Source organism: Limimonas halophila (genome assembly GCF_900100655.1).
Taxonomy (GTDB): Bacteria; Pseudomonadota; Alphaproteobacteria; order Kiloniellales; family Rhodovibrionaceae; genus Limimonas; species Limimonas halophila.
Window position 1 is genome coordinate 1 of record NZ_FNCE01000016.1, and the last position, 12,474, is coordinate 12,474.

At 70.2% G+C, this 12,474-nt stretch carries 11 protein-coding genes; 2 read left to right on the forward strand and 9 right to left on the reverse strand.

What is annotated here, in order from left to right; translation table 11 throughout:
- Positions 1–126: 126 nt before the first annotated feature.
- The 7 genes from BLQ43_RS13315 to BLQ43_RS13345 all read right to left on the reverse strand — a co-directional run bounded on the left by BLQ43_RS13315 (position 127) and on the right by BLQ43_RS13345 (position 7,159).
- On the reverse strand, positions 127–1,836 hold the full coding sequence (locus BLQ43_RS13315; protein WP_090022033.1) for a methyl-accepting chemotaxis protein: 1,710 nt from the start codon (positions 1,834–1,836) through the stop codon (positions 127–129).
- A 75-nt stretch (positions 1,837–1,911) separates the two neighbouring features.
- Entirely contained in the window at positions 1,912–2,391 is a 480-nt protein-coding gene (locus BLQ43_RS13320; RefSeq protein WP_090022037.1) for a hypothetical protein, read from the reverse strand.
- A 295-nt stretch (positions 2,392–2,686) separates the two neighbouring features.
- Complete coding sequence (locus BLQ43_RS13325) at positions 2,687–4,489, reverse strand: pyridoxal-dependent decarboxylase (protein ID WP_090022042.1); 1,803 nt, start codon at positions 4,487–4,489, stop codon at positions 2,687–2,689.
- A gap of 127 nt (positions 4,490–4,616) precedes the next feature.
- The gene (rsmD, locus tag BLQ43_RS13330) at positions 4,617–5,189 is read right to left on the reverse strand and encodes a 16S rRNA (guanine(966)-N(2))-methyltransferase RsmD (protein ID WP_090022046.1); all 573 of its coding nucleotides are present in this window, start codon (positions 5,187–5,189) and stop codon (positions 4,617–4,619) included.
- On the reverse strand, positions 5,164–6,003 hold the full coding sequence (locus tag BLQ43_RS13335) for a pseudouridine synthase (RefSeq protein ID WP_090022050.1): 840 nt from the start codon (positions 6,001–6,003) through the stop codon (positions 5,164–5,166). Before BLQ43_RS13335 ends, rsmD begins: the two co-directional genes overlap by 26 nt.
- The gene (locus BLQ43_RS13340; RefSeq protein ID WP_090022053.1) at positions 6,000–6,719 is read right to left on the reverse strand and encodes a gamma-glutamyl-gamma-aminobutyrate hydrolase family protein; all 720 of its coding nucleotides are present in this window, start codon (positions 6,717–6,719) and stop codon (positions 6,000–6,002) included. Before BLQ43_RS13340 ends, BLQ43_RS13335 begins: the two co-directional genes overlap by 4 nt.
- On the reverse strand, positions 6,719–7,159 hold the full coding sequence (locus tag BLQ43_RS13345) for a DUF3775 domain-containing protein (protein WP_176758684.1): 441 nt from the start codon (positions 7,157–7,159) through the stop codon (positions 6,719–6,721). Before BLQ43_RS13345 ends, BLQ43_RS13340 begins: the two co-directional genes overlap by 1 nt.
- A 127-nt stretch (positions 7,160–7,286) precedes the next feature.
- On the opposite strand from BLQ43_RS13345, the gene BLQ43_RS13350 reads away from it, so the two are divergent.
- A complete protein-coding gene (locus tag BLQ43_RS13350) occupies positions 7,287–7,724 on the forward strand; it encodes a nucleoside deaminase (RefSeq protein ID WP_090022060.1) in 438 nt (145 codons plus the stop codon).
- A gap of 7 nt (positions 7,725–7,731) precedes the next feature.
- Here the strand turns inward: BLQ43_RS13350 and BLQ43_RS13355 are convergent, their stop codons facing one another.
- Both BLQ43_RS13355 and purD read right to left on the reverse strand, forming a co-directional pair.
- Complete coding sequence (locus tag BLQ43_RS13355) at positions 7,732–8,799, reverse strand: AI-2E family transporter (RefSeq protein ID WP_176758685.1); 1,068 nt, start codon at positions 8,797–8,799, stop codon at positions 7,732–7,734.
- Between the two features lie 152 nt (positions 8,800–8,951).
- Complete coding sequence (purD, locus tag BLQ43_RS13360; protein WP_090022069.1) at positions 8,952–10,247, reverse strand: phosphoribosylamine--glycine ligase; 1,296 nt, start codon at positions 10,245–10,247, stop codon at positions 8,952–8,954.
- A 71-nt stretch (positions 10,248–10,318) separates the two neighbouring features.
- Between purD and xseA the strand changes: the two genes are divergently transcribed.
- Positions 10,319–11,872, forward strand: a complete 1,554-nt coding sequence (gene xseA / locus BLQ43_RS13365) for an exodeoxyribonuclease VII large subunit (protein WP_090022076.1) — start codon at positions 10,319–10,321, stop codon at positions 11,870–11,872.
- The last annotated feature ends 602 nt before the right edge of the window (positions 11,873–12,474 follow it).

Sequence of the window (12,474 nt, forward strand, 5' to 3'; positions counted from 1 at the left end):
CGACACCGGCGTAACGTCGAGGTGAATGGGTCTCTCACCTTCGGTCTCGGTGCGATCCGTGCGTCATGAATGGGACGCGTCGCGCTCCGGGCCCTTTCGCCGGGACGTGGGTGACGGCGCGGATGGTCAGGCCGCGGCCTCGCTTTCGCCACCCTCGCGGATGCCGGCGACGAAGCGGTCCACCTGCTGGGTCAGGTGGTCGATGTCCCCGGCCATTTGCTCCGCGGCCTGCTGCACCTCGCCGGCGTTCTCGCCGGTCGTGCGCGCGATCTGGCGCACTTCCGCGATGTTTTCCGCGACCCGCTCCGCGTTTTCGGCCGCCGTGGAGATGTTCTGCGAAATCTCGCTGGCGGAAGCGATCTGCTCCTCTACCGATGACGACATGGTCGTCGCGATCTCGTTGATTTCGCTGATTACATTGGAGATGTCGCCGATCGCCGAGACGGCCTCGCCGGTCGCCGACTGGATTTCCTCCACGTAGGTCTGGACCTCCTGCGTGGCGTTGCCGGTTTGCTTGGCGAGCGACTTCACCTCGTCGGCCACCACGGCGAAGCCCTTGCCGGCCTCGCCGGCGCGCGCCGCTTCGATCGTGGCGTTCAAGGCCAGCAGGTTGGTCTTCTCCGCGATCTCGTTGATCAGGGTCACGGCCTCGCCGATCTTGTTGGCCGACTGGTTGAGCCGGTCCATCGTCTGCGAGGTGTGCTGGGCGCGTTCGCTGGCCTGGTTGGCCACCTCCGACGAGCGCGAGATGTGCTGACCCACTTCGTTGAGACTTGTGGACAACTCCTGCGCCGCCGAGGCCACGGAGCGTACGCTCTTCGAGGCCTCGTCGGCCGATTCGGCGACAGAACCCGCGTTGCGCTCGGCGCGCTCGGAGTTGTGCGACATCGTCCCGGCGGTTTGGGTGAGTTGGCTGGAGGCGGAAGCGACGCGGTCGATGAGGCCGCGCACTTCGTGCTCGAAGCTGTCGGCCAGCTTGCGCCGGGTTTCCCGGCGCTGCTCGGCCATTTCGCGTTCGCGCTGGGCTTCCGCCTCGCGGCGGCGCTGGTTCTCCGCCAGGCTGTCGCGGAACACATCCAGCGCGGCGGCCATGCGGCCGAGTTCGTCGCCGCGTTCGCGCGCGGGCACCTCGGCACTCAGGTCACCCTCCGAGAACTGCTGCATGATCGAGGTCATGCGCACAACCGGCCGCGAAATCGTCCTGCCCACCAGCCAGCTCGCCAGCACGCCCACGAGCAGCAGTAGCGGCGGGGCCGTCATCATCAGGGTGCGCTGGGTTTCGGCGCCGCCAATCGCGGCGGTGGCGCGCTCGCTGCCGCGCTGAAGCTCCAGCTTGCGGAAGCGCCGCAGGGATTGCAGCACCTCCTCGAACGAGGCCGCCGCGCTCTTGGTGTACTGCGCCCCGAAGCTCGGGTTGCTGCGCACGCGCTCCACCGCGTTGTTCACGTTCTGGAAGAAGGAATTCAGCGGCTTCTTCGTTTCTTCCAGGATCGTACGTTGCTCGCCGGTCATGTCCATGCCGCGCAAGCGCTGCACGGTCTCCTGGAAGTCCGTCTTCGTCGCGTTGACGTTCTTCAGCGACCGCTTGAGCGGCTTTTCGGCCCCCATGAGACCGAAGCTCGTCGTCTGGTACAGCGCGCCCTTCAGCTTTTCGCCGGAGGTCACCATGCGGTTGACCAGATCGATCCGGTCGAAGGCGATGGTCTGGAATTGCTTCATCGCGACGACGTTGGAGTCCGCCGCGCGCACGGCGAGCAGCGCGAACACGGCGAAAAGCGCCGCCATGATGGCGGGCGCGGCGACCACCTTGGCGCCGATGCGCAACTTGCTGAACATGGCGAGCCTCCCCGGCGGTGTGACCGCCCGGCGGGCCGCCGGCCCGGCCGGGCGGCATCCGTTAGATGGCGTTTTTTATTTCTCGACCCAGGCCATGGCGCAGACGTACTTCTTGGGCGCGAAGGTGTCGCAGGACACGTAGGACGTCTCGACCTGCCCGGTCTCGGGATGGGGGAGTTCGTCGGCCCACTTCACGAGGTCGTCGCCGTTTTTCACGTGCTCCTTGACGTCGGCGATGACCTTGAGCCCGCTCATCCCCTGCAGGTCGGAGATGTCCATGCCCTCTTGGGCCTGACCGGAATGGTCCCAGAGGATCACGCCCTGGTTCTTGAATGCCCAGGTGTGGAGGCCCGGTCCCTCGAGATCGAGGGCCTTGGAATCGGGCCGGCCGAGCTTGTCGATCGCCGCTTGCAGGTCGTTGTTCGCCAAGACCTCGAGCGCGTGGTCGCGAACGTCGACCAGGTCCTTGGGCTCCAGCGCCTGCGCGGTCAGCGGCGCGCTCCCCAGCGCGACGCCCACCCCGATCGCGACGGCCGTCTTGTGGATGCGTTTCATCGTTCTCCCCCCAACCGTGGTGCGGCCTCGTCCCCTCGCTTGGACATCTTCGGGACGAATTTTAACCGGGTCCGGTTATACACGTTCAGCGCGCTTTGGTCCACGTAAAGGCTCGCGAGAAGCGACTTTTGAATCCTGGTAAAACACGCGGTGCGTGTTGTCTCGTTTCAGGAAAACGCGCTGCCTTGGCATGGACCGCTACAGACGGCGCGACGAGCCGGCCCAATCCGGCCCGTCGCGCCACCACCGCCCGCGAGCGGGGCGGGCCGCACACCCGCTCGCCCCGGGCGGCGCGCTAGAAGCTGTGGTCGTAGGCCTCGCCGGGACCCACGGTTTCCGCGCTCGGAAAGGCACCCGGCTGGCGCAGGCGTTCCACCAGGGAGTCCACCAGCGTTTCGTTCACGTCGTTCATCGTGAAGAAGTGGCCGTACTTGCGGAATTCGCCGGATTTACCGGGCACCGGCACGGTCTTGGTCGACAGCGAGTAGTCGAAGACGATCTGCGGGTCGGGTTCGCGGAAGAGCACGCAGACCGACAGCGGCGAGCGTTGGACGTAGAGGTTCATGCCTAGCTCGTGTTCCAGTTGCCGGAAGCGCTTTTCGGCGTATTCCGCCACTTCCTGGCAGCGCACGGCCTTGCGCGCCTGCTCGGCATACGACTGGGTGGCCGTGAAATACCACATGATCAGCGCCGAGAAGCCGTTGCGCGAGCCGGCGTAGGTGGTGTCCGGCGAGCCGATGTATTCGGGGTGGTCGGGCGGGTGGATGAGCAGCTTGCGCTTGGTCATGTAGATGCCGGTGGGCCAGGGGGCGCCCGGCCACTTGTGTCCGCTCATCACCACCGACTGTACGAACGGGAGGCGGAAGTCGAAGGCCGGGCCCTTGCTGTGAAAGTCGCCGGCGTTGTGGGCCATCTCGAGGAAGGGCATGTAGGAGCCGCCGAGCGCGGCGTCGACGTGGATCCAGTAGCCCGTGCGCCAGTGGCAAACCCGGCGCTGATGGGTCTTGCCGTTCTCGTGCACGGTGAAGTCGTTGCAGACAACGCGCGAATCCAGCCCGTGCTGGCGCAGGATCGGCAGGATGCGCCGGCCCACCTCCTCCACGTGATCGTAAGCGCCCTTGAAGGTCGTGCCGTAGTTCAGCACCAGCAGGATCGGGTGGCCCTTGCCCGCGAGGAAGTCGACGACCTTTTCCAGCTTGTCGATGTCGATCTCGCCGTTGCCGATCGGGTAGTCCTCGGTCGGCGGGTTGGTGGGCACGCTCTTGGGCCAGTGGCCGTCGGCCGTGATGGGGCACTGGCCGGGGTACTTGTCGTTGCCGATCTCCGCGATCGTCGGCACGGCCATGGCGTGGACGGCCTTGACGACCGAATAGTGGCTTTCCGAGGAAAACACCGCGACCGGCGAGAAGGCGTTGGGGCTCGTCTCGGTCGTGACGGCGTCGCTCGGATCGTCGTGCTGGGCCTGCTCGAAGGAGAGGTAGAGCGGCTTGCCGGCCAGGTAGTCGCGCCCCTGGAGCACGGCGTCCAGGTTGCCCTCGGTGGAGCCCATCGTGAGCACGTAGCCCCAATAGCTGTCGGGGTTGCCGGGCTTTTCCTGGGACTCCTGGTAGAAGTAGCAGGGCCAGTTCGCGTTCCACAGCGAGGCGTAGTAGTCCAGCACCATGCGCTCGACGAACTTGGTGTTCATGCCGAGGTTGCCGGCGACGAAGGGGTCGCCGACGTTGTTCAAGTGCTGGTTGAGAAAGAACTTGAGATCCTCGTAGCCGTTGTCCTGCAGGCGCGTTTCCACCTGATAGCCGAGGAAGGTGTCGTTCTCGCGCTGCTCGTAGGCGCGCACGGCGTCCAGCGCGGTCTCGCGGTCGCGGTCCGAAAGCGCCGTCGGCGGCACCTGCAGCAGGCGCTGCTGCACCTCCGGCACCTTGGCGTCGCGGTAGACCTCGACCGGATCGGCCTGCGGCGGGGAGACGAGGTAGCCCCCGTCGGTCTGCGCCATGGCCGGGATGGAATCCTTCCACGGCAGGCGGCCGGGCCCGTAGGGCGTGGTGTCGCCGGTCGGCGCGTTGCCGCCGGCGTGCGAACGGTCGTCGGACGTGGTCATCGCGGTCCCTGCTCCTTGGTTGGTGTGTTTATGCGGAGCAGTGCACGCGAGACGCGTTTACGTCAGGTTAATCCACGAGCGATGTATACCCGTTATGCGCGAATCGGGGAGGACGGGCTTTGCAACGTCACGCGCCGGACGCCGCGTAGCTCAGGAAGACGATCTTGGACTTGCCGTAGGTGCGGGTGTCCAACTCCTCGAAGCCCGCCGGCGGGGTCAGGTCCTCGGTCTTGAGCAGTTCGACGGCGACCAGCGCGCTCTCGGCGAGCCAGCCCTGTTCCGCCAGCGCGCGCAGCGCCGGCGGGCCGAGCCCCTGGCCGTAGGGCGGGTCGAGCACGGCGACGTGGCAGGCGCGTGTGGCGCGCGGCGGGTGCAGCACATCGGCCTGGACGATCGTGGCGTTGGCCTGCTCGCCCAGCGTCTGGAGGTTCTGGCGCAGCGCCGAGACCGCCGCGGCCTGGGTTTCGATGAAGATCGCCTCGGCCGCGCCGCGCGACAGCGCCTCCAGCCCGTTGGCGCCGCTGCCCGCGAAGGCGTCGAGCACGCGGGCGTCCGCCAGGGGATTGCCGTCCGCGGCGAAGCGGCCGTGGGTGAGGATGTTGAACAGCGATTCGCGCGGCAGCCCGCGCGTGGGCCGCACGCCCTCGCCCTCGGGCGCGCGGATGGGCCGACCCTTATGCCGTCCGCCGACGATGCGCATCACGCGGTTTCCGCTTTTTCGGTTTGGCCTTGGCGCGCCCCGTGGGGCGCTCGCCGGGGGCGTCGATGCCGAGCTGTTCGCGCAGCACCTTGGGCGCCACCTCGCTGGCGTGGCCCTTCTTGAGCTGGCCGAGCTGGAAGGGACCGTAGGCCACCCGCATCAGGCGGTTCACCCGCATGCCCAGGTGGTCCAGCACGCGCCGCACCTCGCGGTTCTTGCCTTCCCGCAGGGAGACCGAGAGCCACGCGTTGGCGCCCGTGCGCCGGTCGAAGGTGGCGCGGATGGCGCCGTAGGTCACGCCGTCGATCGTGATCCCGTTTTCGAGGGAAGCCAGCGCCTTTTCGTCCACGGTGCCGTGCACGCGCGCGCGGTAGCGCCGCGTCCAGCCGGTCTCGGGATGCTCCAGGCGGCGCTTCAGCTCACCGTCGTTGGTGAGCAGCAGCAGCCCCTCGCTCGCCACGTCGAGCCGCCCCACGGGCATGACGCGCGGCATCTCCGCCGGCAGGTCGTCGTAGATCGTGGGCCGGCCGTGGGGGTCGTGCGCCGCCACCACGCGCCCGCGCGGCTTGTGGTAGCGGAACAGGCGCGTGGGCGGCTGCGCCGGCAGCGTCACGCCGTCGGCGGCGAGGCGTGCGGGATCGTCCACGCGCGTCGCGGGGTCCGTGATCGGCTCGCCGTCCAGGGTGACGCGCCCCTCGGCCACCAGTCGCTCCGCCGCGCGGCGCGAGCACACACCGGTGCGCGCGATCAGCTTGGCCACGCGCTCGCCGGTTCGGCCGGCGGGATCGGGGGTGTCCTCGGTCGGGTCGCTCATCGCGCCGCGTCCACGAAGGCCTCGAAGATCCGCGCGTCGCCCCGGTCGATGTGGAACTCGGGGTGCCACTCCACGCCCAGGCAGAAGCGGTGGCCGGGGTGCTCGATGCCCTCGATCACGCCGTCGCCCGCGCGGGCGTTGACCACCGTGCCGTCGCCCACCGTCGCGGCGGCCTGATGGTGGGCCGAGTTCACCGCCATGGTGTCCGTACCGCAGATGCGGTGGAGCAGGGTGTCCGGCACGAGCGTCACCTCGTGGCCGGGTTCGTTGCGCGGGTTGGGCTGCTCGTGCGCCAGCGCCGCCGGCACCTCGTCGGGGATGTGCTGGATGAGCGTGCCGCCCATCACCACCGTTAAGAGTTGCTGCCCGCCGCAGATCCCCAGCACGGGCAGGTCGCGCGCCAGCGCCCCGCGCAGCAGCGCCAGCTCCGCCTCGGTGCGGCCCTGCTTGGTGGTGACGCTGGCGTGGCGCGCCTCGGCGCCGAAGAGCGCGGGGTCCACGTCGAACGCGCCGCCCGTGACGATCAGGCCGTCCAGCGCGTCCAGGTAGCCCTCGGCGTGCTCAGGGGCGTGCGGCAGCGCCACGGCGAGCCCGCCCGCCGCCGCGACGGCGTCGCAGTAGTTCCGCCGCAGCGCGTACCACGGGTAGCGCGACCACGCCGCGTGGCCGCCGTCCTCGCTGTCGAGCGTGAGCCCGATGACCGGCGCGCGCGCCATCAGACGGAGAAGGCCTCCGTCCCCTCGCACGTCAGGCCGATCTCTTCCAGGCCCGCTTCCAGGTGGTCGGCCAGCAACGGCATGCCGAGCAGGTAGTCGGCCGTCGTCGCCTCGATGTGGCGCTCGCCGGCGCGGCGCTTGGCCTCGCCCCACTCGGTGATGCTGTCGTAGTCGCCGCGGCCCAGCCACGCCAGCGCCGTCAGTTCGATCTGCGCGTCCTCGTTCAGGTCGTCGATGACGCGCTTGCAGTCCGTGTAGAGCGGATCCTCGCGCACGCGCTGGAGGTAGCCCGTCTCGATGTCCATCTCGTCGGGGCTCACGGTGTCGGGCGAGACGGTGTCGTCGTCCTCGCCGGTTTCCGGCAGGGCGTCCTCGACCTCGAACTCGCGGATCTTGACCACGAGCCAGCAGACCGTCTCCAGGTCCACGTTCTGCAGCATCACCGCCTCCTTTGTGTCGCCGGGTGCGGCCCCGCCGCCTTGACCCGCGGCAGCCGCCGGGCGAACCGTACCCCATTCACATGCTGGAGCGCATGACGTGACGCAACCCGCCGATCCCAATCGGCCCATGCGCTTCGCCCTCGACGAGGCCGCCGCGGCGGCCGAGGCGGGTGAGGTGCCCGTGGGCGCGGTGCTGGTCGAAGCCGCCACCGGCGCGGTGCTGGCGCGCGCGCACAACCGCGTGGAGGCCACGGGCGATCCCACCGCGCATGCCGAGCTGTTGGCGATCCGCCGCGCCACGGCGGCCGTCGGCGGCACGCGCCTGGCCGGCTGCGACCTCTACGTCACCCTGGAGCCCTGCGCGATGTGCGCGGGCGCCATCGCGCTGGCGCGCCTCCGGCGGCTGGTGTTCGGCGCCTACGATCCCAAGGGCGGGGGCGTGGAGCACGGCGCGCGCGTCTTCGAGCGCCCCACCTGCCACCACCGGCCCGAGGTTGTCGGCGGCGTGGCGGAAACCGCCTGCCGGGCGCTGTTGCAAGCCTTCTTCCGCGAGCGGCGGGGGTGACGTCCGGTCAGCCGCTGCGGCTTGGGTGTTCGCCCAGCACGCGGATGGATTCCCCGAGCGTGTCCTGGATGTAGAGCGTCTGCACCAGGACCATCGCGGCGACGGCCAGCGGCGTGGCCAGGAACACGCCCATCAGCCCGAACAGCAGTCCGAAGGCGATCTGGGCGGTCAGCAGCACCACCGGCGGCATGGCGACGGCCCGCTTTTGCACCAGCGGCGTGATGAAGTTGCCCTCCAAAAACTGGACGCCGCTGTAGATCACCACCACCCAGAGCGGCTGCCAGGGCCAGCCCGGGATGGTCGCCAACAGGGCAGGGACCACGGACGCGATGGGCCCGATGTAGGGCACGAACGACAGCATTCCCGCCAGCACCCCCAGCGCCAGGGCCGCGGGAATCCCGGCGATCGCCAGCGCCATCGCGGTGAGCACGCCCACCGCCAGCATGGAAACCACGCGCCCGACGAGCCACCACCGCAGCGCGTGCGCGACCGCCCGCATCACCTCGCGCCCGCGCGCCCGCCGGCGCGGCGGCACCATCCGCGCCAGGCCCTCGATGTACAGCTCCGGTTCGATCGCCAGGTAGACGGCGATGATCACGACCAGCGCCGGCGTTACCACGATGCCGATGGTGACGGAAAAGATGCCCGTGATCTGGTCGAGCAGCTGGCCCGGCGTGGGCAGCAGGTCGCGCAGCCAGCCGTCGCCGACGAACTGGGCCAGCGGCGGCGAGCTCAGGCGCTCGCGCAGCATGTCCGCGGCTTTCGGCAGGGTGTCGGCGAGCTGCGCGGTCTGCGTGACGAGCTGGGAACCCACGGCCTGGCCGAATCCGGCCAGCAGCAGGACCACGACGAGGAAGGCGAGCGGCAGCGCCAACAAGCGCGGCAGGCGCGCGTAGCGCTGGCCCAGGCGGGCGAGGCCGTCGAAGAAGATCCCGGCCAGGATGGCGGCGAAGAGCAGCAGCAGCACCTGCAGGATGCGCCACAGCAACGCCAGCACCACCAGCGCCAGCGCCACCGTGCCGATCGCCAGCAGCAGGCGGCGGGTGAACCGCCGGTCGCCGTCCCTCGTGCTCACACCGAACCCCCAGGCCCGGCGTCCCCATCCCGTGGGCAGGGATGGGGTCGGCCGATGGTTTCCGCGTTACGGCTGAAAGGTTGCCACGGGGCGGCCGGGCCCGGCCATTGCGCTGCCGGTCGACCCCGGCGGGCAAACGGCGCTTGCGGGGATCAGTCCGCGGAGCGCATCGGCTGGGGCGCCACGGCCTCGCTGCCGATGTCGCGGCGGTAGAAGCCGCCCGGCCAGTCGATCTGCTCGATGGCGCTGTAGACGCGTGAGCGCGCCTCGCTGACGGAGTTGCCGAGCGCCGTGACGGAGAGCACGCGCCCGCCGGCGCTGACCGTGTGGCCGTCCTCGCCAACGGCGGTGCCCGAGTGGAAGACCATGACGTCCTGATCGCCGGAAAGGCTTTGCAGGCCCGCGATCGCCTCCCCCTTCTTGTAGCGCCAGGGATAGCCCTGGGCCGCCATGACGACGGTGATCGCGGTTTCCGTGAACCAGCGCAGGTCGAAGGTGGAGAGCACGCCGTCGCACGCCGCCACCAGCGCGGGCAGCAGGTCCGACATCAGCCGCATCATCAGCACCTGCGCTTCGGGGTCGCCGAAGCGGACGTTGAACTCCAGCACCTGCGGGCCGTCGTCGGTGAGCATGACGCCGGCGTAGAGCAGCCCCACGAAGGGCCGGCCCTCGGCCTTCATGGCGTCGACCGTGGGCTGGATGATTTCGCGGCGGATGCGCTCCTCGGTCGCCTCGTCCAGCCAGGGGTTGGGCGAGATCGCGCCCATGCCGCCGGTGTTGGGGCCGTCGTCACCGTCGTGCGCGCGCTTGTAATCCAGCGCGCTCGGCAGCATGAGCGCCGTTTCGCCGTCCACCAGCGCCATGGCGGAAACCTCGTGGCCCGAGAGCGCTTCCTCGATCACGATTTCGCTTCCCGCCTCGCCGAGGATGCCCTCGTCCAGCAGGGCGTCGATGGCCTCGTCCGCGTCCGCGTGGTTGTTGCACACCGTCACGCCCTTGCCCGAGGCGAGGCCATCCGCCTTCACCACCAGCGGCACGCCCAGCTCGCGCACATAGGCGCGCGCCGCCTGGGAATCGGTGAACCGCCGGTAGGCGCCCGTCGGAATCCCGTGGCGCGCGCACAGATCCTTCATGAAGCCCTTGGAGCCTTCCAGGCGCGCCGCCTCTTGCGTCGGGCCGAAGACCTTCACCCCGAGCTTCTGGAGAGCGTCCGTCATGCCGGCGACCAGGGGCGCCTCCGGCCCGATCACGGCCAGGTCGATGCGCTGCTGGCGCGCGAAGTGCACGGCAGCGTCGATGTCGTCGGCCTTGAAGTCGACGCGGACCGCCTCGCGCGCGATCCCGGCGTTGCCGGGGGCGCAGTAGAGTTCCGTGGTCAGCGGGGACGCCGCCAGCGCCCAGCAGAGCGCGTGTTCGCGCCCGCCGCCGCCGATCACCAGCACGCGCATGAAGGACCTCGCCGTGTGCCTGTCGTGGGGACGGATTGTGTGTGGCGGCGGTGTCTAGCATACCCAAGGCCATGAGCGAAGAACCGCGCGCCCCCCGAAGCCGGGCGGACGACCCCGGCGGAAGCGGCGACAACGTGCCCTTCTACACCGTCACCGAGGTGTCCCAGGCCGTGAAGCGCACGGTCGAGGGGGCGTTCGGGCGCGTGCGCATCCGCGGCGAGATCTCGCGGCCGAGCTTCCCGTCCTCCGGCCACTGCTACTACCGGCTGAAGGACGAGAACGCCGTGCTGGACGCCGTGACCTTCCGCGGCATGCGGCGCACCCTCTCGATCACGCCCGAGGACGGGTTGGAGGTGGTCGCCACCGGCCGCCTGACCACCTACGCCGGCAAGTCCACCTACCAGATCATCGTCGAATCGCTGGAGCTGGCGGGCGAGGGCGCGCTGCTCAAGCTGCTGGAGGAGCGCCGCAAGAAGCTCGCGGCCGAGGGGCTGTTCGCCGCCGAGCGCAAGCGCGAGCTGCCCTACCTGCCGGAGGTCGTGGGCGTCGTCACCTCGCCCACGGGGGCGGTCATCCGCGACATCCTGCACCGTTTGGCCGAGCGCTTCCCGCGCCGCGTGCTGGTGTGGCCCGTGGCCGTGCAGGGCGAGCAGGCCGCCGGCCAGGTCGCCGCCGCCATCGAGGGCTTCAACGCGCTGCCGCGCGACGGCGCCGTGCCCCGGCCCGACGTGCTGGTGGTCGCGCGCGGCGGCGGCAGCCTGGAGGACCTCTGGCCCTTCAACGAGGAAGCCGTGGTGCGCGCCGCCGCCGCCTCCGAGATCCCGCTGATCTCGGCGGTGGGCCACGAAACCGACACCACGCTCATCGACCACGCCGCCGACCGGCGCGCGCCCACGCCCTCCGCCGCCGCCGAGATCGCGGTGCCGGTGAAGAGCGAGCTGACCGCGCTCGTCGGCGACCTCTCGGGGCGGCTGCGCGCGGCCGCATGGCGCGGGCTGACGGATCGGCGCACGCGCCTGGAGGGGCTGGCGCGCGGGCTGCCCGATCCGCGCCGGCTGGTGGAGGACAAGGCCCAGCGCGTCGACGACGCGGGCGCGCGGCTGACGCTCGCCGTGGGGCGCTACCTGCGCCAGGAACGGGACCGCGTGGCGGGCCTGGGCGGGCGCCTGCCGCATCCGCGCCAGCAGGTGCGCCTCGCCCGCGAACGGTTGGACGCAGCGGCCAGCGATCTGTCCCAGGCCGGGGCGCGCGAGCTGGAGCGCCGCCAGGAACGCCTGCTGCGCCTGGACGCGGGCCGCCGTCTGCCCGCCGGGATCGCGCGCACGCACGAGGACGCGCGCCGCCGGGTCGCCGAGCTGGGGCGGCTGCTGGAAAGCTATTCGTATCAGCGCGCGCTGAACCGCGGCTTTGCGGTGGTGCGCGGCGAGGGCGACGAGGTGCTTACCCGCGCGGCGCAGGTCACCGCCGGCCAGCGCCTGGACATCGAATTCGCCGACGGCCGCCGGCCCGCCGTCGCGGACGGCGAAACAGCCGGGAAATCGCAAACGGGCGGGGCCGCGAAGCCGGCCAAACGCCGCGCCGCCAAGACCACCGCAAACCCCGGCGGGCAGGGATCGCTGTTGTAGCGCGCTTCTGCGTGTTTATGGAGGGCGGCCCCGAACCCTCTCCCGCCGGGAGAGGGTCGCCGCGCCGCATGGCGCGGCGGGGTGAGGCTGTGCCGGTTTGGGGTGCGATGTCGGCCGGTGAGCTTGGCGTGTGCGTGACGCCAGCCTTTGCGACAACCGTCTTCACGGCTTGTCATGCTGGCGCCGCCATCGTCTCATCCCGATGAAGCCGGCCCTTCATCGACCTGGCGCGCCTGGGGCGCGCGAGGCGAGCAAAGCTCGCCTGTCCTCCTGACGGAGAAGGCTGTGACCGCCGTCCGACGTCACAGAGATACGCACCCAAGCAGCGCCAGTCCCAGCGCCGCGCGGTCTGCGGCGAAGGGCGTGCAGGGCCGGCGGTAAAGCCAGCGCATCAACAGCGCGATGGTCAGCCGCGACCACCGCGACCCCCGGTGGACAGGGCACACTGTGATCGGCCTCGACATCCAGGGTGTCCGGCGTCATCGCGTCCTGCACACCGCCATGGCCGATCAAGTTTCCATCGACCAGCGACAGTCTGTTGGACCTCGCAAAGGTCGGCGGGCGCCGTCTCAGCTTTGGACGGATTGCCACCGCCGCGTCGC